At 66.4% G+C, this 21,801-nt stretch carries 19 protein-coding genes; 7 read left to right on the top strand and 12 right to left on the bottom strand.

Features of this window, described 5'->3' with window-relative positions; translation table 11 throughout:
* Positions 1-110 precede the first annotated feature (110 nt).
* Both ACN6PJ_RS23325 and panD read right to left on the bottom strand, forming a co-directional pair.
* Positions 111-1,157 (bottom strand): CDP-6-deoxy-delta-3,4-glucoseen reductase, encoded by a 1,047-nt coding sequence (locus tag ACN6PJ_RS23325; protein WP_427998167.1) that lies wholly within the window; start codon positions 1,155-1,157, stop codon positions 111-113.
* 64 nt (positions 1,158-1,221) lie between these two features.
* Entirely contained in the window at positions 1,222-1,590 is a 369-nt protein-coding gene (gene panD / locus ACN6PJ_RS23320; protein ID WP_043541431.1) for an aspartate 1-decarboxylase, read from the bottom strand.
* Between the two features lie 206 nt (positions 1,591-1,796).
* Between panD and sugE the strand changes: the two genes are divergently transcribed.
* On the top strand, positions 1,797-2,114 hold the full coding sequence (gene sugE / locus ACN6PJ_RS23315; RefSeq protein WP_427998166.1) for a quaternary ammonium compound efflux SMR transporter SugE: 318 nt from the start codon (positions 1,797-1,799) through the stop codon (positions 2,112-2,114).
* Between the two features lie 19 nt (positions 2,115-2,133).
* Here sugE and ACN6PJ_RS23310 read toward each other — a convergent pair whose 3' ends face one another.
* The 6 genes from ACN6PJ_RS23310 to ACN6PJ_RS23285 form a co-directional block, all read right to left on the bottom strand.
* Positions 2,134-3,009 carry an MOSC domain-containing protein gene (locus tag ACN6PJ_RS23310; RefSeq protein ID WP_427998165.1) on the bottom strand — a complete coding sequence of 292 codons (876 nt, stop codon included), beginning with the start codon at positions 3,007-3,009 and terminating at the stop codon, positions 2,134-2,136.
* 156 nt (positions 3,010-3,165) lie between these two features.
* Positions 3,166-4,092 (bottom strand): ectoine hydroxylase, encoded by a 927-nt coding sequence (gene thpD, locus ACN6PJ_RS23305; protein ID WP_427998164.1) that lies wholly within the window; start codon positions 4,090-4,092, stop codon positions 3,166-3,168.
* Positions 4,093-4,107: 15 nt separating this feature from the next.
* A complete protein-coding gene (locus ACN6PJ_RS23300) occupies positions 4,108-4,512 on the bottom strand; it encodes an ectoine synthase (RefSeq protein ID WP_043541425.1) in 405 nt (134 codons plus the stop codon).
* A complete protein-coding gene (gene ectB, locus ACN6PJ_RS23295) occupies positions 4,509-5,816 on the bottom strand; it encodes a diaminobutyrate--2-oxoglutarate transaminase (protein ID WP_043541423.1) in 1,308 nt (435 codons plus the stop codon). Before ectB ends, ACN6PJ_RS23300 begins: the two co-directional genes overlap by 4 nt.
* A gap of 122 nt (positions 5,817-5,938) precedes the next feature.
* The gene (gene ectA / locus ACN6PJ_RS23290) at positions 5,939-6,499 is read right to left on the bottom strand and encodes a diaminobutyrate acetyltransferase (RefSeq protein ID WP_427998163.1); all 561 of its coding nucleotides are present in this window, start codon (positions 6,497-6,499) and stop codon (positions 5,939-5,941) included.
* Positions 6,496-7,044 carry a MarR family winged helix-turn-helix transcriptional regulator gene (locus tag ACN6PJ_RS23285; protein ID WP_427998162.1) on the bottom strand — a complete coding sequence of 183 codons (549 nt, stop codon included), beginning with the start codon at positions 7,042-7,044 and terminating at the stop codon, positions 6,496-6,498. Before ACN6PJ_RS23285 ends, ectA begins: the two co-directional genes overlap by 4 nt.
* Before the next feature lie 263 nt (positions 7,045-7,307).
* Here ACN6PJ_RS23285 and ACN6PJ_RS23280 point away from each other — a divergent pair, with 263 nt between their 5' ends.
* The 4 genes from ACN6PJ_RS23280 to ACN6PJ_RS23265 all read left to right on the top strand — a co-directional run bounded on the left by ACN6PJ_RS23280 (position 7,308) and on the right by ACN6PJ_RS23265 (position 13,556).
* Complete coding sequence (locus ACN6PJ_RS23280) at positions 7,308-8,240, top strand: MurR/RpiR family transcriptional regulator (RefSeq protein ID WP_427998194.1); 933 nt, start codon at positions 7,308-7,310, stop codon at positions 8,238-8,240.
* A 42-nt stretch (positions 8,241-8,282) separates the two neighbouring features.
* Positions 8,283-9,626, top strand: a complete 1,344-nt coding sequence (locus tag ACN6PJ_RS23275; RefSeq protein WP_427998161.1) for an aspartate aminotransferase family protein — start codon at positions 8,283-8,285, stop codon at positions 9,624-9,626.
* Between the two features lie 162 nt (positions 9,627-9,788).
* Positions 9,789-10,793, top strand: coding sequence for a TAXI family TRAP transporter solute-binding subunit (locus ACN6PJ_RS23270; RefSeq protein WP_427998160.1), 1,005 nt, complete (start codon positions 9,789-9,791; stop codon positions 10,791-10,793).
* Between the two features lie 144 nt (positions 10,794-10,937).
* Entirely contained in the window at positions 10,938-13,556 is a 2,619-nt protein-coding gene (locus ACN6PJ_RS23265) for a TRAP transporter permease (protein WP_427998159.1), read from the top strand.
* Here ACN6PJ_RS23265 and ACN6PJ_RS23260 read toward each other — a convergent pair whose 3' ends face one another.
* Genes ACN6PJ_RS23260 through parE form a run of 4 tightly spaced genes read right to left on the bottom strand, consistent with a single transcriptional unit; the run spans position 13,557 to position 19,711 of the window.
* Positions 13,557-14,774 carry a DUF418 domain-containing protein gene (locus ACN6PJ_RS23260; RefSeq protein ID WP_427998158.1) on the bottom strand — a complete coding sequence of 406 codons (1,218 nt, stop codon included), beginning with the start codon at positions 14,772-14,774 and terminating at the stop codon, positions 13,557-13,559.
* Positions 14,775-14,781: 7 nt separating this feature from the next.
* Positions 14,782-17,109, bottom strand: a complete 2,328-nt coding sequence (parC, locus tag ACN6PJ_RS23255; RefSeq protein ID WP_427998157.1) for a DNA topoisomerase IV subunit A — start codon at positions 17,107-17,109, stop codon at positions 14,782-14,784.
* 35 nt (positions 17,110-17,144) lie between these two features.
* Positions 17,145-17,750: a YcxB family protein gene (locus ACN6PJ_RS23250; protein ID WP_427998156.1), complete on the bottom strand. Its 606-nt coding sequence runs from the start codon at positions 17,748-17,750 to the stop codon at positions 17,145-17,147.
* Complete coding sequence (gene parE, locus ACN6PJ_RS23245) at positions 17,750-19,711, bottom strand: DNA topoisomerase IV subunit B (RefSeq protein WP_427998155.1); 1,962 nt, start codon at positions 19,709-19,711, stop codon at positions 17,750-17,752. Before parE ends, ACN6PJ_RS23250 begins: the two co-directional genes overlap by 1 nt.
* A gap of 328 nt (positions 19,712-20,039) precedes the next feature.
* On the opposite strand from parE, the gene trxA reads away from it, so the two are divergent.
* Together trxA and rho are read left to right on the top strand one after the other, a co-directional pair.
* Positions 20,040-20,366 (top strand): thioredoxin TrxA, encoded by a 327-nt coding sequence (trxA, locus tag ACN6PJ_RS23240; RefSeq protein WP_062681965.1) that lies wholly within the window; start codon positions 20,040-20,042, stop codon positions 20,364-20,366.
* 117 nt (positions 20,367-20,483) lie between these two features.
* Positions 20,484-21,743 (top strand): transcription termination factor Rho, encoded by a 1,260-nt coding sequence (gene rho, locus ACN6PJ_RS23235; RefSeq protein WP_043541410.1) that lies wholly within the window; start codon positions 20,484-20,486, stop codon positions 21,741-21,743.
* Positions 21,744-21,801: the final 58 nt, after the last annotated feature.

Here is a 21,801-nt window from a genome sequence, read left to right as displayed (position 1 = left end):
TTTACCCCGGCGATTTGCCCGCGCCTACGGAATAAAAAGGGGCGGAAGTCACAAACCTTTCCAGGCCCGTTCCTTCCCCCCCTTTCGTTCATGCCCTGTTACTCAGTGGCTCAGGACGCGGCTTTCGCCAGATCGGCTTCGGACGTGAAGGCGTCCGCGTAGAACTCCTCCGGCGGCAACCCGTTCTGGGCGCTGAATTCGCGCCGGGCGGCGTCTACCATCAGCGGCGTGCCGCAGGCGTAGACCTGGTGGCCCGACAGGTCCGGAAGATCCTGCAGGACGGCCTCGTGAACGAAACCGGTACGCCCCGTCCAGCCGTCTTCCTGAAGCGCGTTGGACACCACGGGCACATAGCGGAAATCGGGCAACTGGGTCGCCCACGACTGCGCCAGTTCGTGCATGTAGAGATCGCGCGGGCGGCGTCCGCCCCAGTACAGCGCGACGGGACGGTCGATGTTCTTGTGGATCATGTGCTCGACAATGGCCTTGACCGGGGCAAAACCGGTGCCGCTGGCCAGCAGCACGACGGGCTTGTCGCTGTCTTCGCGCAGGAAGAAGGAGCCGAAAGGCCCTTCCAGGCGCAGGATCTCGCGCTCTTTCATCTGCGTGTCGCCCGCGCCGAACACGTGGTCGGTGAAGACGCCGCCCGGCATGTGTCGGATGTGCAGTTCGAGCGGACTGCCGGTGTGCGGGGCCCCCGCCATGGAATAGCTGCGCCGGCGGCCGTCCTTCAGGATGACTTCGATGTACTGGCCCGCGTAGTAGCGGAACTGCTCGGAGGCCGGCAGTTGCAGCTTGATCACCGTGACGTCCGGCGCCACGCGCTCCAGAGTCTGCACGCGCGAGGGCAGCTTGCGGATCTGGATGTCGCTGGCCAGCCGGACCTCGGTGGACTCGACCACCATGTCGGAAGCGGGACGGGCCTGGCAGAACAGCGTATAGCCGTCGGCCAGCTCCTCGGGCGAAAGGATCTGCGCCGGATACTGCCCGGCATCGAACTCCCCGGAAACCACGCGGCCCTTGCAGGTGGAACACGCGCCGTTGCGACAGCTGTAGGGCAGGACGATGCCAGCGGCCAGAGCGGCATCGAGCACGGTCTGGCCGGGCTCGACCGGGAATTGATGCTGGCTGGGTTGGATGATGACCTGGAAGCTCATGATGAAACAGTTCAGGGTTGGCGCGGCGCCGGCCGGCAAGGCAGGCGCCGCGAACGGCCCGGCGTCAGGCCGGGAACTTGCGGATTTCCTTGACGCGGTTGGCGTCGTCCACCAGCACGACCTGCGGCTTGTGCACGGCCGAATCGGCTTCGGACATCGGGCCATAGGTGCAGATGATCAGCAAGTCGCCGACCTGGGCCCGGCGCGCGGCGGCGCCGTTCAAGGAAATGGCGCCGCTGCCGCGGGCCGCCTTGATGATATAGGTGTCGAAGCGTTCGCCGTTGGTGACGTTGTAGAGTTCGATGCGTTCGAACTCGCGCATGCCGGCAGCGTCCAGCAGGTCTTCGTCGATGCCGCACGATCCTTCGTAGTGGAGGTCGGCTTCGGTGACCGTGACGCGGTGCAGCTTTGCCCGCAGCATAATGCGTTGCATGATGGGAATATCCTGGTTTCGCGGCCCGGAACGCGAAGTGTTGCAAGAGTTGATGCCCGGCATCCGGTTCTGCCGTCGGAAGCTATTCTATAATTTTTGCCGCAGCGGGACGGCCCGCTGCCGCGCGCGGCCGCACGGCCGGCATGCCCTTTTCCGGGGACGACCCCTACGCCGGCGCCTTGCCGGCAATGCAATAGGAGTCGTACATGACCTGGATCATCCTGGTACTTGCAGGCCTGTTTGAAATCGTCTGGGCGGTGGGCCTGAAGTACACCCATGGATTCACCCGATTCTGGCCGTCCCTCGTTACCGCCGGCGGCATGGCCATCAGCGTATGGCTGCTGGCGGTCGCCATGAAATCCCTGCCCCTGGGCACCGCCTATGCTGTCTGGGTGGGCATCGGCACGATCGGCGCCTTCGTGGCCGGCATCGTGCTGTTCGGCGAATCCACCAGCTGGATGCGCATCGCCAGCGTGACCCTCATCGTGCTCGGCCTGATCGGCCTGAAGCTGTCCTCGGCCTGAGCCCCCCTTTGGCGGCGGGCTAGAAATCCAGTTCGATCTCTACCCCGTCCCCCACCTTCAGGCGCGCCCCGGCGGGCGCGTCGAGAATGGCGTTCTGGCCGAACACCACCCCTATTTCCAGATTGCGGTAGGCCGCCAGGGTGCGGCCCGGCTCGTCGTGATGCTGGGCGGTGCGCTGGTCGATATCGGGAATCGAGCAGCGCGTGCAAGGCTTGACGAACGCCATCTTCACGCCCGCAGCCACGATCATCGCCGTGTGGTCTTCCTCGAAGGGCTCCCACTCGTCGCCCTGCACGACGATATTGGGACGGAAACGGTCCATCGGGACCGGCGCCTCGCCCTTGGCGCGCAGGCGGCCGTTCAGCTCGTCCAGCGAGGCCTGGTTGGCCACCAGCAAAGGGAAGCCGTCGGCAAAGCCGAAATGATGGTCACCGGAAAAAATCCCGGCCAGATCGGGATGCGCCTCGGTCCAGCGCGACACCCAATCGAGCTTGGCCGGCCGCCGCGCGGCCGCGTCCACCTTGTACAACCGGCACGGGGTCTTGAGGAATTCCGAGAACCAGCGGCCGGCGGCTGCGGATTCGCGCCGCGCCGCGATCGTGTCCTTCCAGACGGTGACGTCCTCGGCGCCGGATTCGAGGCCCGAGCCATCCAGGGCCACGTCCAGGTCGGGCATGCCGGGCGCCGACAGGCGCAGGGCGTTCTCCGTGATCGCCGTGCGGATCAGCGCCATGGCCGGCCATTGGCGCTGCGTCATGAACTGCCCGTCTTCGCCGATCAACATCCAGCGGCGGTCGTAGGCCAGGCCGGCGCGATCGATGGGGGATTCGGCGAGGTCGATGCCCGCGCACGATTTGAGCGGGTAGATGTGCAGGCTGAGGATGCGGGCAGACATGGCGGACCGGTTCCAAGATAGAGGGGTGCGCCAAGAATAGCAGAGGCGTACCGAGCCGCGCGTTCGGCTCATTGCCCTCGAAGGACCTTTTTTGCGCCGCAGCGGCGCAGCAAAAAAAGCCCGGGCCGGGCCCGGGCTTTTTTCAATGGCGGCGGATCAGCCGCCGACCAGCTTCAGCGTGTCGAGCGGCGTGACCGCCTTGAACGCCTTGCGCGTCGCGATGTGCTCGGGACGCGGCGTCAGCCCGTACTTGGGCGGACTCAAGGTGTTCTCCATGCTGTTGTAGACCATGAACACGTTGGCGCGGGGCCACGGCGAAATATTGCTGTTGGAGCCGTGCATCGTGTTGCAGTCGAAGAAGACCACCGAGCCGGCCTTGGCCGTCATGGAGCGGATGCCGCCCTGCTCCACCAGCAGCTGCAGGCTGACCGGATCCGGCACGCCATACTCCTGCTTTTTCAGCGACTGCTTGTAGTGCTCGTTGGGCGTTTCGCCCACGCACGAGATGAATTGCCGGTGCGATCCGGGCACGAGCATCAAGGGGCCGTTGCACTCGTTGTTGTCGGTCAGCAGCACCGAGCAGCTGAGGGCGCGCATCGAGGGCATGCCGTCTTCGACGTGCCAGGTTTCGAAATCGGAGTGCCAGTAGAACTCCTTGCCCTTGAAGCCGGGCTTCATGTTGGCGCGCGACTGGTGGATGTACACCTCGGACCCGAGAATCTGCCGCGCCACGTTGACCAGCCGCGGATCGCGCACCAGGCGCGCCAGGAAGGGATTGAGCACGTGCACCATGAAGATGGAGCGCACGGCGTTGCTGCCCGGCTCGGTAATGGACTCTTCGCGACGGATGATCGACGGGTCGCGCGTCATGCGCTCGACCTCGGACGACAGCGCGCGGATTTCATCGTCGGTGAACAGGTTCTCCAAGAGGATGAAACCGTCGCGCTCGTACTGCCCGATCTGGTCGGCGTTCAGCGCGTTGGCATACTGGCCGTTCTCGTAGACCACCGGATCCTGCCGGGCGATGATTGCGGAACTTCGATCCGTACGCGAGGCATACGGATCCTGTGCAGGTGAGATCATGCGTACCTCCTTGTATCAGGCGACCTGGGCCTCGGCCTCGGGCAATGCATAGACGCCTTCCTTGTCATGCACTTCCTGGCCGGTCAGCGGCGGGTTGAACACGCAGATGACGCGCAGCGGCTCCTTGCCGCCGCACAGCCAGTGCTCGTCGTGCTCGTTCAGCGCGTAGACCACGCCGGGGCCCAGGTCGTACTTCTTTCCGTCGGCAATGGTCTCGATGGAGCCGTCGCCCTCGATGCACCACACCGCTTCAAGATGATTCTTGTAGTGGATGTGGGTGCGGCCGCCCGGGAAGATGGTGGTTTCGTGGAAGGAAAACCCCATCCCGTCCTTTTTCAGCAGCACGCGGCGGCTGACCCAGGTATCGGTGCGGACCTCATCGGCGGTGCCGATCACATCTTTGACATTGCGTACGATCATTGACGTTTTCCTCCAAATTTCAGGATGCGGGCGGACTGCCCCTCTTCGGCGAGCGCCTCCGCGACGCTGGCCTCGATCACTTCCAGGCCCTTGGCCAGCAGCTCTTCCTCGATCGTCAGCGCGGGCAGGAGCTTCAGCACTTCGTCCTGCGCGCCCGAGGTTTCGATCACGACACCCTTCTTGAAGGCGTTCTGCGCGATGCGGTTGGCCAGGGCGGGCGTGGCGTTGGATACCAGCCCCTGGATCAGGCCGCGGCCGCGCACCGACAGGCCGGCGTTGGGATAGCTGTGCACCAGGTTCTCCAGCCAGTCGCGCACCTGGCGCTCCTTGCGCTGGATATCGGCGGCGAAGGCGCTGTTGGTCCAGTAGGTTTCCAGCGCCTGGGTCGCCGTGACGAAGGCCAGGTTGTTGCCGCGGAACGTGCCGCTGTGGGCGCCCGGCTTCCAGACGTCCAATTCGGGCTTCATCAGCACCAGCGACATCGGCAGGCCGAAACCGGACAGCGATTTCGACAAGGTGATGATGTCGGGCCGGATGCCGGCGGCCTCGAAGCTGAAGAACGTGCCGGTGCGGCCGCAGCCGACCTGGATGTCGTCCACGATGAGCAGCATGTCGTGGCGCTTGCAGAGCTTTTCCAGCTCTTTCAGCCAGCGCAGGGTGGCGACGTTCACGCCGCCTTCTCCCTGCACCGTTTCCACGATGACGGCGGCAGGCTTGTCCATGCCGCTGCTCGGGTCCTCCAGCATGCGCTCGAGGTAGGCCATGGTGTCCACGTCCGGACCGAAGTATCCGTCGTAGGGCATGAAGCTGGTGTTGCCCAGCGCGTAGCCGGAGGCTTCGCGGAACTTCATGTTGGCGGTCACCGCCAGCGAGCCGCCGCTGACGCCGTGGAAGCCGTGTGTGAACGAAATCACGTTCGGGCGTCCCTTGACCTGCCGGGCGATCTTCAGCGCGGCTTCCACCGCGTTGGTCCCCGTCGGACCGGTGAACTGCAGGGTGTACTGCCAGTTGCGCGGCTTGAGCAGCACGCGCTCCACGGTCTCCAGGAAACGCTTCTTCGCGCTGGTGGCCATGTCCAGGCCGTGGACGACGCCGTCCGATTGCACATACTCCAGCAGTTTTTCCTTGAGAACAGGATTGTTGTGGCCGTAGTTGAGGGTGCCGGCGCCGCTGAAGAAATCGATGTACTCGGTGCCTTCCTCATCGATCAGCGTCGAACCCCTGGCCTGGCTGAAGATCACGGGAAACGACCGGATGTAGCCCCGCACCTCCGACTCCATCCGGTCAAAGATTTTCAAGTCCATATGATTAATCCTCCCTTTCATCTCATAAGTTGACAGACGGCCAGCCCCCTCCGGGCGCCTGTGCGCGTCCGGATCGGCCAACCATCCCGGTAGTCGATAAGACCGCTGGGCTTGCGCCACCCCTAGGGGGTCGGCAAGGCGAACGGACCTATCCTCAACAACATCTCGTCGTCATGGTCCGCGCCGCCGAAAAGTTGCCGGTCGAAGAACGGCTGTTCGGAAACGTGGGCGCCCAGTTCGCTGGCCAGGCCGGCGAAGCTGCGGCGCGATGCCTGGTTGTCAGGCCCCACCGTGGTTTCGAGATAGCGGACATGCTCGAGACCCTTGCGGCGCAAGAGCTCGCGAAGCATGGCGCGGCCCAACCGATGGCCGCGTGCGCGGGTGTGCACCGCGACCTGCCAGACGAACAGAACGTCGGGCCGGGCCGGGATCACATAAGCGGAGATAAAACCGTCGATACGTCCGCCGGAGCTTTCGGCCAGGACGCAGGTGTCGCGGAAGTGCTCAGCCAGGAGCAGGTACGCGTAGAGGGAATTCAGGTCGAGTGGCGGGCACTCGGAAATGAGGCGGTGGATGGCGGCGCCGTCTTTGCGGTCGGGCAGACGCATGGTATGGGTCTGCGCGCTGACCGCCGGCGCCACGGCACTTGAGAGAGTTGGGGTATCCAGTTCGTTTTTCTTCATGCGACGATTCCCGATTCTGGGGGTGCCCCGCCCGTGGGCACTTCAAGGATGGGCGACGACACATCGCCATGCGTGTCGACGGCGGCCTGGCCGTCCTGCTCCATGAGCGCCACGATGCGCTCCAGGGACAGCGTGATGGTGGCCTGTTCGAGTTCCGGCAGCGCATTGAGCGCGTCGGCAAGGTGTTTCTGCAGCGGCGAAGGCGCGCCTTGCGCCAGTTCACGCCCCGCTTCCGTGGCCGTGACGAACACGATGCGGCGGTCTTCGCGGCCGCGCTCGCGGCGGATCAAGCCCTTGTCTTCCAGGCGATCCAGGATGCCCACCACCGTGCTGGGGCTGACGTGCATCTCGCGGCTGATGGCGGTGGCCGTCATGGGGCCATTGCCGATCACGGTGCGCAGGCACATCAGTTGCGGCGCGGTGATGTGACTGACGGCGGACAGCTGGCGCGAATGCAACGCGATCGAACGCGTGATGCGGCGCAAGGCTCGCAAAATGCGCAGGTCGTACTGCTGTGAGGGATCGGGTTTCGCGGCGTCAGTCATGGGAAAAGTGGTTTGGGTGAAATTCATTTCTATACAAATGATATGCGCACGATCTATTCGAGTCAAACAAAAACACCCCGGCACGATGTAAATAAATGAATACGAATTTGCGGCGGATGACAGCAAGATTCATGGACTTGCGAACGGGGATACCGTGGCGGGCTTGTCCCCCGGGAGCCTAGGTGGAAGCCCCTATAAAAAACATATGTTTTTTAATTGTTCGCAGATTTATCATGTGTTTTTTCAAATTGCCTGCCACCGATATGTCCCTGCCGTCGGACCTGCTGCCCGCCCTCCAGGAGAAACTGGAACATCTGCCGCCGGAGTTGCAGCGGGCGGCGCGTTGGGTCGTGGCGCATCCCGCCGAAGTGGGCCTGTGGTCGATGCGGCGCCAGGCCCAGGCGCTGGGCGTCGCTCCGGCGACGATGCTGAGGCTGGCGCGGGCCATCGGGTACTCCAGCTACGAAGATTTTCGCCACCCCTTCCAGCAGGCGCTGGCGGGGAAGGGAAAGCCGGGGTTGCGCGATCGCGCCGCCGCCCTGCAGGCCGCCGCCGGAGAGCCCGCCCCGCCCGGGCACGACGTGCTGACCGAATACCAGATCCAGGCCATGGGCTCCGTATGCGCGCTGAACCCGCCTTCCGCCTTCGACGCGGCCGTGCAGACCCTGCTGGAGGCGAGGCAAGTCGGTTTCCTGGGAACGCGCTCGGCGTTCGGCATCGCCTTCCAGATGCGCTACGCCTACCAGCTGGTGCGCCGCAACAGCGTGCTGATCGACGGTCTGGGCGGCGCCCCTGCGGAACAGGCAGACAACCTCGGCGCCGGCGACGCGTTGATCGTGATTTCGCAGGCCCCCTACCCCACCGCCACCGTCCGGCTGGCGCGCCAGGCGGCCCAACGCGGCGTGGGCCTGGTCGCGCTGACCGACGACCCGTTGTCGCCGCTCGCGGTGGACGCGCGCCATACGCTGCGTTTCGCCCCGCCCGATCGCGACGGCGTGCGGGCGCGGCCGGCGCGCCAGGGCCCGGGATCGTTCTTCCATACCACCGCCGGCCTGCTGGGCCTGGCCGAACACCTGATTGCGCGCCTGACGGCGCGCGGCGGCGACGAAGTGCTCAGCCGCCTGACCGAGGTCGAGCAGCGTCTGCTCAGCGACAACATCTACTGGTCCGGCGGCCAAGGCCGCCGGACCTCCTGACACCCGGATCCGTCTCCAACCCCTGCTTTGCGGAATCGTCCCATGAGCAACACCACTCACGTCCTGCATCGTTCCCTACGCCAGACGCCCCCTGTCGCCGTGCGCGGCCAAGGCGCCTGGGTCTATGACAGCGCCGGCCGCGCCTATCTCGACGGGTCGGGCGGCGCCGCCGTTTCCTGCCTGGGGCACAACCATCCCGACATCCAGGCGGCCATGCACGCGCAAATCGACGCCCTGGCCTATGCGCACACCAGCTTCTTCACCACCGAAGTCGCCGAGCGCCTGGCCGACCGCCTGGTCGCCGACGCGCCGGAAGGCATTTCGCACGCCTATTTCGTGTCGGGAGGCTCGGAAGCGGTGGAAGCGGCGTTGAAAATGGCCCGCCAGTATTTCGTGGAGATCGGCCAACCCGAGCGCCGCCACATCGTGGCGCGTCGGCAGAGCTACCACGGCAATACGCTGGGCGCGCTGGCGGTGGGCGGCAATGCCTGGCGCAGGGCGCAATTCGCCCCCCTGCTGATCGAGGTGGAGCATGTCTCGCCCTGCTATGCCTACCGCGACCAGCGCGAAGGCGAAAGCGCCGAGCAGTACGGCGAACGCCTGGCCCAGGAACTGGAACAAACGTTCGAACGGCTGGGCCCCGGCACTGTCATGGCGTTCGTGGCCGAGCCCGTGGTGGGCGCCACCGCCGGCGCCGTCACCGCGGTGCCCGGTTATTTCCGCCGGGTCCGTGAAGTATGCGACCGCCATGGCGTGCTGCTGATCGCCGACGAAGTGATGTGCGGCATGGGCCGCACCGGCACGCTGTACGCCGTGGAGCAGGAAGGCGTGACGCCCGACCTGATCACCATCGCCAAGGGCCTGGGCGGCGGCTACCAGCCCATCGGCGCCGTCATGGCGCAGCAACGCCTCGTGCAAGCCATGCAGCAAGGCAGCGGCTTCTTCCAGCACGGCCACACCTACCTCGGCCACGCGGTCGCCTGCGCCGCGGCGCTCGCCGTGCAGGACGTGATCCGCCGCGACGGCCTGCTGGCGCGCGTGCGCGAACAAGGCTCGGGCCTGCGCGACCGGCTCCAGCGCGCGCTGGGAGACCACCCGCAAGTGGGCGACATCCGGGGCCGCGGCCTTTTCATGGGCGTGGAACTGGTGCAGGACCGCGCAACCAAGCAGACATTCGACCCCGCGCTCTCGCTGCATGCGCGCATCAAGCGCGAAGCCATGGCGCGGGGGCTGATGGTCTATCCGATGGGCGGCACGATCGACGGCCGCCAGGGCGACCACGTGCTGCTCGCTCCGCCCTTCATCGTCACGGACGACGAACTGGACCAATTGACCGAACGCCTGGCCGGCGCCATCGACGCGGCCATCGCGCAGGCGCGCGCCTAGGCGCGGCGCCTGCCGGCGCAGCGGGGGGCATCCGCTGCGCGCCTGCGCCCGCCTCGCGCGGGCACGTGAAGATTCGCACAGGGCGTTCCGCGGCTCGCGGGATGCGCCAACCGCCGGCAAAGACCGGCAATCTCACGGGGAAAACCCCCAAAAGGAGTTTGCATGACCACGTCCGTCAAACACCCCTTGGGCCTACGCAATGGCTGGTCGCTCGCCGCGGCGGGCCTGGCCACGGCATTGCTGTCCGCGGCGCCGGCTCCCGCCGCCGCTCAACAGAAGTTCGTCAGTATCGGCACGGGCGGCGTCACCGGCGTCTACTATGCCGCCGGCGGCGCCATCTGCCGCCTCGTCAACAAGGACCGCTCCTCCCATGGCATCCGCTGTTCGGTCGAATCGACCGGCGGCTCGGTGTTCAACGCCAACACCATCAAGGCAGGCGAACTGGACCTGGGCGTCGTGCAGTCCGACGTCGGCTACAACGCCTACCGCGGCGAAGGCCAGTTCAAGCAGGCCGGCCCCTTCGACAAGCTGCGCTCCGTGTTCTCGATCCATCCCGAGCCGTTCACCGTCGTGACGCGCAAGGAGGCCAATATCAAGACCTTCGAGGACCTGAAGGGCAAGCGCTTCAACGTCGGCAACCCGGGTTCGGGCACCCGCGCCTCGATGGAAGAGCTGCTGGCCACCATGGGCTGGACAATGAAGGACTTCTCGCTCGCCTCCGAGCTGCGTCCCGACGAGCATGGCTCCGCGCTGTGCGACGGCAAGATCGACGGCTTCTTCTATGGCGTCGGCCACCCGTCGGCCAACATCCAGGATCCCACCACCAGCTGCGGCGCCAAGCTCGTGTCGCTCACGGGCCCCGCGGTCGACAAGCTGGTCGAGAAATACCCCTATTACGCTCACGCCACGATCCCGGCCGGGCTGTACCCGAACAACCCGGCCGAAACCAAGACGTACGGCGTAACGGCCACCTTCGTCACGTCGGCCGACGTGCCGGAAGCCACCGTCTATACGGTGGTCAAGGCCGTGTTCGACAACTTCGACGACTTCAAGAAGCTGCACCCCGCCTTCGCCAACCTGAAGGCCGCGGACATGGTGAAGAACGGCCTGTCGGCGCCCCTGCATCCCGGCGCCGAAAAGTACTTCAAGGAAAAGGGCCTGCTCTAAGCCGGCAGGGCCGCTTGCCGGCAAGCCGGACGGGCCGCGCCACGCGCGGGGCCCGCGGCTGCCGCCCCTTGCGCGCGGCCACCGCGCGCAAGGGCGCAACGCGCGCCGCACCGTGGCGCGCGCAATGACATGTAGGGGAAATTCATGACACAAGAGCCGCATTCGCCGGCCCCGGACCTGGAACAGCTCGTCGCCGACGCCGACCGCGGAGGCCGCAACGTCCGCGGCGTCGCGGGCGCCACGCTGGCCATCGGCGCGCTGATCTGGTCCCTATTCCAGCTTTGGTACGCCTCCCCGCTGCCGTTCTCGCTGAACTGGGGCATTTTCAACGACACCGAGGCACGCGCCCTGCATCTGGGCATCGCGATGTTCCTGGGCTACCTGGCCTATCCAGCCAGCAAACGATCGGCGCGCGACCGCATGCCCTGGTACGACTGGGCGCTGGCGCTGATGGCCGGCTTCTGCGGCAGCTACCTGTACCTTTTCTATAACGAGCTTGCGGGCCGCCCCGGCCAGCCCACGACCATGGACGTGGCCACGGCCGCCATCGGCCTGGCGCTGCTGCTGGAAGTGACGCGCCGCGCGCTGGGCCTGCCCATGACGGTGCTGGGCCTGGTGTTCGTCGCCTACGCGCTGGCCGGCCCCTGGCTGCCCGATGTGCTGGCGCACCGGGGCGCGTCGCTGGAACGCCTGATGTCCCACATGTGGCTCACCACGGAGGGCGTCTACGGCGTGGCGCTGGGCGTATCGGTGTCCTACATATTCATCTTCGTGCTGCTGGGCTCCATGCTGGACAAGTGCGGAGCCGGCAACTACATGATGCAGGTGTCGTTCGCGCTGCTGGGCCACCTGCGGGGCGGCCCGGCCAAGGTGGCCGTGGTGTCCTCCGCCGTCAATGGGCTGGTATCGGCCTCGTCGGTCGCGAACGTGGTGACCGGCGGCATCTTTACGATTCCGCTCATGAAAAAGGCCGGCTACGGCGGTGTGCGCGCGGGCGCGATCGAGACCGCGTCCTCGGTCAACGGCCAGATCATGCCGCCCGTCATGGGCGCGGCCGCGTTCCTGATGATCGAGTATGTCGGCATCCCCTATACGGACATCATCCGTCACGCGATCCTGCCGGCCTCGATTTCCTACATCGCGCTCTTCTATATCGTTCACCTGGAAGCGCTCAAGCTCGGGATCCAGCCGATGATGGCCTCCGGCCCCGCCCGCACGCCGCTGCAGAAGCTGGCCGGATGGGGCATGGGCGTCAGCGGCACGCTCGTGGTGATGGGCGCGGTCTACTGGATCGGCACCGGCATACAGGCAGTGGCCGGCGCCGCCGCCACCTGGGTGCTGCTGGCCATCCTGGCGGCGCTTTACTTGTGGCTGCTGCGCATCGCGGCGCGCCATCCGGACCTGCCTCAGGACATCGACATCAACCACCCCGTGCGGCCGCAGCCCTGGCCCACCGTGCGCGCCGGGCTGTATTTCCTGATCCCCATCGGCATCCTGGTCTGGTGCCTGAGCGTGGAAGAGCTATCGGCCGGCCTGTCCGCGTTCTGGGCGGCGATGGCGATGCTGTTCCAGATGGTGACGCAGCGCCCGCTGATCGCAGGGTTCCGCGGGCAACCCGCCGGCGCGGCCTGGCGCCAGGGCTGGCGCGACGCCATCGGCGGCCTGGAAGACGGCGCCCGCAACATGATCGGCATCGCCATCGCCTGCGGCACGGCCGGGCTGATCGTCGGCGCCATCACCCTGACGGGCCTGGGCTTGCGCATGACCGCCTTCGTCGAACTCGTGTCGATGGGCAACGTGCTGCTCATGCTGATCTTCACGGCGGTGGTGTGTCTGATCCTGGGGCTGGGCATGCCCACGACGGCCAACTACATCCTCATGGCGACGCTGATGGCGCCGGTGGTGGTGGAGCTGGGCGCCCAGAATGGCCTGGTCATTCCGCTGATCGCCGTGCACATGTTCGTTTTCTATTACGGCATCATGGCGGACATCACGCCGCCGGTAGGCCTGGCCACCTTCGCGGCCGCCGCGATTTCGGGCGAGGATCCGATCAAGACCGGCATTCAGGGCGTCACTTACGCGGCGCGCACGGCCATCCTGCCCTTCATGTTCGTGTTCAACCCCATGCTGCTGCTGATCGACGTCGATTATGGCTGGGAGCTCGCGCTGGTCGTGGCCGGCGCCACGCTCGCCTCGCTGACCTTCGCGGCGGCCACCATGCGATGGTTCCGCTCACGCTGCACGTTGGCCGAGGTCGGAATCTTGCTGCTGGTGACGTTCATGCTATTCCGCCCGGACTGGTTCATGGACCACTTCGCGGCGCGCCACGAAAGCCGGCCCGTATCCGAATTGCAGGCGATCGCCGCCTCGCTGCCGGACAACGGCCGCCTGATCGCCGTGCTGCGCGGGATGAACCTGGAAGGCGACGAACTGACCAAGACCGTCGCCGTCGCCCTGCCCGAACTCTCCGAGGGCGCGGGCGCGCCGGACGCGGGCCGCAAGCGCCTGGCCGAGGCGGGGCTGACGCTGATGCGCCTGGGAAACCAGACGCAGATCGGCGGCCTGCGCTTCGGCAGCCGCGCGCAGCGCGCCGGCTGGGAACAGGGCTGGGACGTGGTGGAGATCAAGATGCCGAACCCGCAACGCTGGTCCGACTTCTGGGTGTACGTGCCCGCGCTGCTGCTGCTGGCGGGAATGTGGGTGCGCCAGGGGCGGCGGGACGGCGGCGCCCCGGCTCGCCGGCTGCGCACGGAAGCGGCCTGATCAGCCGGGCCGCGCGCGCCGCCAGGCCGGCCAGGCGCCGATGGTGAGCGCGCGCAGGAACCACTCCACCGGGCCGTAGGCATGCCGCCGCAGCCACCAGGCGGACAGCGGCAGCTGCGCCGCGAAGAGGGCCACGGCCATCCCAAAGGCGGCCAGCGGCGATACCGCGCCGAAGAGGCGCAAGCCCCAGGCGGTGAAAATGCAGGCGCAGACGACGGACTGCATCAGATAATTGCTCAGCGCCATGCGCCCGGCCGGCGCGAGCCATGCTCCAAGCCGTCCGCCCTGGCGCGTGCGCAGGGCCAGAAGGAACGCCGCGGCGTATGACATGCTGAGCAGCGGCGCGGTCAGCAGATCGGCCGCCAGCCCCGGCAGCTCCCAGGCCGAGCCCGCGAAAGGCAGGGATGAAGTGGCATACGCCGCCGAACCGGCGAGGCCCGGCAGCAGACCCAGCGCGCACAACAGGCCCAGCGCCCGGGGCTGGCGCCACGGGTCGGCCAGCGCTTCCCGGCGGCCCAGCGCGTAGCCGGCCAGGAACATGGCGAAGACGAACGGCCCCTGCACGAAGAGCACCGTGAACCAGACGGCCTCGACCAGCTCCTTCAGGTGCTGGGCGATGGTCGTGCCGATGGTGCCCCGGTAGGCCTCGATGGCCGACAGCGCCTCCGCCCGGTATTGCGCGGCGTAATCGGCGGGCAGCGGATCCAGGAAGGCCAGCGCGCCCAGCACGGCCCACGCCAGGGACGCCAGCACGATGAGCCACAGCGCGATGCGCAACGCCCGTTTCGGAGCCATGTGCCGGCACAGCAGCAGCCCCAGGCCAAGCAAGGCATAGGTGACCAGGATATCGCCCTGGTAGAACAGCATGGCGTGCGCGCCGCCCAGCGCGGCCAGCCCCGCGAGCCGGCGCAGGAACCGGGGCGCGAACGCGGCCTGGCTGCGCTCGGCCGCCGCCATCTGCAAGGTGAAGCTGTATCCGAACAGGAACGAGAACAACAGGTAGAACTTGGTCTCGAACAGCCAGGCGATCAGCCATCGAACGGCCAGGTCCACGGGCCGGGAATACACCGGATCGGCCACGCCGGCGCCATAGTACGGCGAGGCGAACACCCCGATGTTGACCACCAGGATGCCGAACAGCGCAAAGCCGCGCAGCGCGTCCACCTGCGCCAGCCGCGCGGGAGCCCGTTCGGCGCCGGCCGCCGGTTGGACGCGCATCGCGGGACTAGCCCGCCAGCACCGGGGACAGCACCGGCTGCTTGGGCCGGACGTCCAGCGCGCGCCCCTTGCGGGCCCGCTTGCCGACGTAGGGAGCCAGCGCATCGCCGGCCAGGATGTCCTCGGTCGGCTTGTTGCGGTAGATGCCCGCGGCGCGCAGGCCGCCCGCGCCGATGGGCACGGTCTGGTCCAGCTTGTCGGAAGCGTCCAGCCCCATCAGGATGGTGCCGCGTCCGCCGCCCGACAGGCTCTTGATCTCGTCCAGGCCGAAGACCAGGAACTTGCCCTTGTGCGACAGCAATGCGAGCTGCGTGGCGCCCGGGAACAGCGGCACCGGGCGCAGCAGCTCGTCGCCCTCTTCCAGCGTGATGAACTGCTTGCCGGCGCGCTGGCGGCTGACCATGTCGGACAGCTTGGCCGCGAAGCCGTAGCCGCCGCGCGTAGCCAGCAGCCAGCGGCTGTCGGCGGCCGCCGCGATCGTGTGGACGATGCGCGTGCCCGGCCCCAGGTCGATCATGGTGGTGACCGGCTGGCCGTCGCCGCGTGCCGAGGGCAGCCCGGAGACGGGCACGGAATAGACGCGGCCGTTGTCGCCCACGGCGATCAGCGTGTCGGTGGTGCGGCACTCGAACGCGCCGTACAGGTCGTCGCCCTGCTTGAAGCCGAATTGGGCAGCGTCGTGGCCGTGGCCCTGGCGGGCCCGCAGCCAGCCCTTCTGCGACACCACCACGGTGACCGGCTCGTCCAGCACCTTGGTTTCGAGCACGGCGCGCTCGGCGGTCTCGATCAGCGTACGGCGGTCGTCGCCGTACTGCTTGGCGTCGGCCTCGATTTCCTTGATCAGCAGGCGCTTGAGCGCGGAAGGATTGTCCAGCAGTTCCTGCAGGTTGAGTTGCTCCTTGCGCTTGTCGGCCAGTTCCTGTTCGATCTTGAAGCCTTCCAGGCGGGCCAGCTGGCGCAGGCGCATTTCGAGGATGTCCTCGGCCTGCCGCTCGGACAGCTTGAAGCGTTCCATCAGCGCGGCGCGCGGTTCGTCGGATTCGCGGATGGTCTGGATCACTTCGTCCACGTTCAGGTAGACGACCATCCGGCCTTCCAGCACGTGGATGCGGTCGATGACCTTGTCCAGGCGGAAGCGCGTGCGGCGGACCACGGTATTGGTGCGGAACGCCAGCCACTCGACCAGGATGTCGCGCAGGCCCTTCTGGCGCGGACGCCCGTCGGTGCCGATGCACACCAGGTTGACCGAAGCGCTGCTTTCCATGCTGGTCTGCGCCAGCAGCGTGTTGACGAATTCGTCGCGGTCCACGCGCGAGGTCTTGGGTTCGAAGACCAGGCGCACGGCGGCGTCCTTGCCCGACTCGTCGCGCACGGCGTCCAGCAGGTTCAGCATCACCGCCTTGGCCTGGGTCTGCTCGGGCGTCAGGCTCTTCTTGCCGGTCTTGACCTTAGGATTGGTGATTTCCTCGATTTCCTCCAGCACCTTCTGGCCCGAGGTGCCCGGAGGCAATTCGGTGACCACCAGCTGCCATTGGCCGCGCGCCATTTCCTCGAACTGCCAGCGGGCGCGCACCTTCAGCGAGCCTCGGCCGGACGCGTAGATCTGGGCGATGTCCTCGGGCGGGGTGATGATCTGCCCGCCGCCCGCGAAATCGGGGCCCGGAACCAGCGCGTGCAATTCGGCGTCCGGCATCTGGGGGTGGCGGATGAGCGCCACGCAGGCCTGGGCCACTTCGCGCAGGTTGTGCGGCGGAATCTCGGTGGCCATGCCGACCGCGATGCCCGATGCGCCGTTGAGCAGCATCACGGGCAGGCGCGCCGGCAGCATCTGGGGTTCCTGCTGGCTGCCGTCGTAGTTGGGCACGAAGTCCACGGTGCCCTCGTCCAGCTCGTCGAGCAGCAGCTTGGCGATGGGCGTCAGGCGGGCTTCGGTGTATCGCATCGCGGCGGCGTTGTCGCCGTCGCGCGAACCGAAGTTGCCCTGGCCGTCGATCAGCGGGTAGCGCAGCGAAAAATCCTGCGCCATGCGCACCATGGCGTCATAGGCGGCCTGGTCGCCGTGCGGGTGATACTTGCCCAGCACGTCGCCCACGACGCGCGCGGACTTCACCGGCTTGGCGCCGGCGGACAGGCCCATTGCCTGCATGGCGAACAGGATGCGGCGCTGCACGGGCTTCTGCCCGTCGCCCACGTCCGGCAGGGCGCGGCCCCGCACGACGGAAACGGCGTAGTCCAGATAGGCCTGTTCCGCGTAGCGCGCCAGGGTGATGGCGGCATCGCCCTCGCCGTTGGGCGGGGTGGAATCGAACAAACCGGGTTGATTGCTGTCGGTCATGATGGTTTCAGGTAGACAAATTCATCGGAACGGCGTCAGCGCGCCGTCGCGGACGGCATCAGCTGCGTATCGGCGACGTGCGCGCGCAACTGGCCGCGCACCGCGTCCAGCGTGGCGGCGTCCTGCCCGCGCTTGGGGATGATCACGCCCTGCAGGGTGCCGAGAATGACGTAGAGATGCTCCGGGGTTTCCTCGACCCGCCGCACGTCGGACCAGTTCATGCGCCCGGAGGCGGTGACGGTGGAATCCGTGATGCCCTCGGGGCCGAAATCCAGCTGGTGCCGCCCCAGGAACAGCTCGTCGGGCTGCCTGGCAAGCATGCGCCGGGTGTTCTTCCTCACCAGGGAGGGCAGCACGTATTCATAGGCCAGCGCCAGCACGCCGAGGATGCCCAGGCCCACCGCCAGCCCCTGGAAGTACATCGGCAGCACTTGGCCCCAGTTCGGGCCCTTGCCGTCCCAGGTCTGCCAGACCAGGTAGGCCAGCAGCGCCACGATCATCAGGATGGCGAAGCGCAGGTGCGAACGGTAGCGGCGGCGGCGCAGCTCCGGCCGCTTGTACACGTAGACGGCGAAGTCGGCGTAGTCGTCGGCCGTCAGGTCGACGTCCATGCGGGCTTGCCCGGACGCGGATCCGGCCATCAGATGTCCAGCTCCGCCAGGTTGCCCTTCTCTTCGATCCAGGCGCGGCGCTGCGAGGACTCGCCCTTGCCCATCAGCATGTCGAACATGCGGGTGGTGTCTTCGGGAGACTGATCGCCATAGCCTACCGGCAGCAGGCGGCGCGTATCCGGGTTCATGGTGGTTTCCCACAACTGCTCGGGATTCATTTCGCCCAGGCCCTTGAAGCGGCTGACCGCCCAGGCGCCTTCGCGCACGCCTTCCTTGCGCAGCTTGTCCTGCGCGGCTTCGAGCTCGCCGTCGTCCAGGCAGTAGATCTTGCGCGCCGGGCGCTTGCCCTGCGCCGGCACGTCCAGGCGGAACAGCGGCGGCTTGGCCACGAACACATGCCCCGCTTCCACCAGCTTGGGGAAATGCCGGTAGAACAGCGTCAGCAGCAGCACCTGGATGTGGGAGCCGTCCACGTCCGCGTCGGACAATATGCAGATGCGGCCGTAGCGCAGGCCGGACAGGTCCGGCGTGTCGCCGGGACCATGCGGGTCCACGCCGATGGCCACGGAAATGTCATGGATTTCGTTGTTGGCGAAAAGCCGGTCGCGATCCACTTCCCAGGAATTCAGCACCTTGCCGCGCAGCGGCAGGATGGCCTGGAATTCCTTGTCGCGGCCCATCTTGGCGGAGCCGCCGGCGGAGTCGCCCTCGACCAGGAACACTTCGGTGCGCGACGCGTCGCTGGATTCGCAATCGGTCAGCTTGCCCGGCAGCACGGCCACGCCGGAACTCTTGCGCTTTTCCACCTTCTGGGCGGAGCGCTGGCGCGCCTGGGCCTGGCGGATGGCCAATTCGGCCAGTTTCTTGCCGTATTCGACATTACTGTGCAGCCACAGGTCCAGCGCGCTCTTGGAAAAGCCGCCCACCAGGCGCACCGCGTCGCGGCTGTTCAGCCGTTCCTTGATCTGGCCCTGGAACTGCGGATCCAGCACCTTGGCCGAGAGCACGAAGCTGGCGCGCGCGAAGACGTCCTCGGGCAGCAGCTTCACCCCCTTGGGCAGCAGGCTGTGCAATTCGGCGAAGCCCTTGACCGCGCCGAACAGGCCTTCGCGCAGGCCGGACTCGTGCGTGCCGCCGGCCGGCGTGGGGATCAGGTTGACGTAGGACTCGCGCACGGCGTTGCCGTCTTCCGTCCAGGCCACCACCCATTGGGCGCCCTCGCCTTCGGCGAAATTCTCGTGGTCGGCGCCCGCGTACTGCTGGCCCTCGAAGAACGGCACCATCAGTTCCGCCCCCGACAGCGCCTCGGACAGATAGCCGCGCAGGCCGTCCTGGTACTGCCAGCTGCGGGTGTCGCCGGTCTTCTCGTTGATCAGGGACACTTTCACGCCGGGCAGCAGCACGGCCTTGCTGCGCAACAGGTGCGTCAGCTCGCCCAGCGGAATGTTGGGGCTGTCGAAGTACTTCGCATCCGGCCAGACACGCACGCGGGTGCCGGACTTCTTGCGGCCGCCCTGGTCGTAGGGGGCCAGGGGCTCGGCGACGTCGCCTCCCTTGAAGACCAGCCGGTTGACCGCGCCATCCCGCCACACCACGACTTCCAGCCGAGTGGCCAGCGCATTGGTGACGGAGACGCCGACGCCGTGCAGGCCGCCGGAGAAGGCGTAGGCGCCGCCGCCGGCCTTGTCGAACTTGCCGCCCGCGTGCAGGCGGGTGAACACCAGTTCCACGACGGGAGCGTGCTCTTCGGGATGCAGGCCGACGGGAATGCCCCGCCCGTCGTCCTCGACGGAAACGCTGCCATCCGTGTGCAACGTGACCTGGATCTGCTTGCCGTAGCCGGCCAATGCCTCGTCTGCGGCGTTATCAATGACCTCCTGCACGACGTGCAGCGGGTTTTCGGTTCGGGTGTACATGCCCGGGCGCTGGCGCACGGGCTCCAGCCCCTTCAGGACGCGAATGGACGCCTCGGTGTAACGTGGAGTGGCCAAGTTATCCCCAACATCTGTGGAAAAAAACCGACATTTTACGGATAAGCCCAGGTTCTGCGCGGCTCCCGGTGGGATGCGCACGACCTGACCACCTTCGAATTCGGTAGGATGATGACAGTCACAGCCGGCGCATCGGGGCTGCATGGCCCGGATCGCGACAACTGCGCCGCAACATCCTACACAAATCCGGCAAACCCTGTTGTTATTAACAGTGGTATGCCTGTTGTTATTGACAGTGGTATGCTTTAATCCATTCCACAAACAAGAAAAACGGCAAGGCGCGTCCCTTTTTTGCGCGCCTTTTGCTGCCGAACCGAGAATCACCATCATGAGCGACCAAATCAAGAACGTCAGTGACGCGAGCTTCGATGCCGATGTGTTGAAGTCCGGCCAGCCGGTGCTGGTGGACTACTGGGCTGCCTGGTGCGGCCCCTGCAAGATGATCGCCCCGATCCTGGAAGAGGTCGCCAACGAATACGCCGGCCGCCTGACGATCGCCAAGCTGAACGTGGACGAAAACCAGGGCACCGCCGCCAAGTACGGCATCCGCGGCATTCCCACCCTTATGCTCTTTAAAGACGGCCAAGCCGCCGCCACCAAAGTTGGCGCGCTGTCGAAGTCGCAACTCACCGCATTCCTGGACGGCGCGTTGTAAACTGCGTGCTGTGAACGAAGGCGCCGCCCTGGTGGCGGCGCTCATTCAATACCGCGCGAGCCCGTCCGTGGCGCGCCGCCAGAACCCTCCTTTACTTTTCCCCCAACACTCACCGCGATGCACCTCAACGAACTGAAGGCGCTGCACGTCTCGCAGCTGCTCGAAATGGCCGCTGGCCTGGAAATCGAGAACGCCAACCGCCTGCGCAAGCAGGAACTGATGTTCGCCATCATGAAGCGGCGCGCCAAGCAGGGCGAGCAGATCTTCGGCGACGGCGTTCTTGAAGTCCTGCCCGACGGTTTTGGTTTCCTGCGCTCGCCGGAAACCTCGTATCTGGCCAGCACCGACGACATCTACATTTCCCCGTCGCAGATCCGCCGTTTCAATCTGCACACCGGCGACTCCATCGAAGGCGAAGTGCGCACCCCCAAGGATGGCGAGCGCTATTTCGCCCTGGTGAAGGTGGACAAGGTCAACGGCGTGGCGCCCGAGGCGATCAAGCATCGCATCATGTTCGAGAACCTGACGCCGCTGCATCCGAACCGTGTCATCCGCCTGGAACGCGACATCAAGAGCGAGGAAAACCTTACCGGCCGGATCCTCGACGTCTTCGCCCCCATCGGGATGGGCCAGCGCGGCCTGATCGTCGCCAGCCCCAAGTCCGGCAAGACCGTGATGATGCAGCACATCGCGCACGCCATCACCACGAATTACCCCGACGCGGTCATGATCGTCCTGCTGGTGGATGAACGCCCCGAGGAAGTGACCGAAATGCAGCGCACCGTGCGCGGCGAAGTGGTGGCGTCGACCTTCGACGAACCCGCCACCCGCCACGTGCAGGTTGCCGAAATGGTCATCGAAAAGGCCAAGCGCCTGGTCGAAATGAAGAAGGACGTCGTGATCCTGCTGGACTCGATCACCCGTCTGGCCCGCGCCTACAACACCGTGGTGCCGGCCTCCGGCAAGGTGCTGACCGGCGGCGTGGACGCCAACGCGCTGCAGCGCCCCAAGCGCTTCTTCGGTGCGGCCCGCAACCTCGAGGAAGGCGGTTCGCTGACCATCCTGGGCACGGCGCTGATCGAAACCGGCAGCCGCATGGACGAAGTCATCTACGAAGAGTTCAAGGGCACGGGCAACTCCGAAGTCCACCTCGAGCGCCGCCTGGCTGAAAAGCGCGTCTACCCCTCGATCAACCTGAACAAGTCGGGCACCCGCCGCGAAGAACTGCTGATCGCGCCGGACCTGCTGCAGAAGGTCTGGGTGCTGCGCAAGTTCATCCACGACATGGACGAAGTCCAATCCATGGAGTTCATCCTGGACAAGATGCGCGCCACCAAGACCAATGCCGAATTCTTCGACATGATGAAAAAGAAGTAATTTCCCCCGAAGCGCCGCGCGCTTCCCCCCAGGGGGGCGCCGCCGCGGACCGGCGGAG

It is taken from the genome of Achromobacter sp., from assembly GCF_050285585.1.
Classification (GTDB): Bacteria; Pseudomonadota; Gammaproteobacteria; order Burkholderiales; family Burkholderiaceae_B; genus Achromobacter.
The sequence above is the reverse complement of the archived record's forward strand: the minus strand, read 5'-3'. Positions and strand labels throughout refer to the sequence as shown.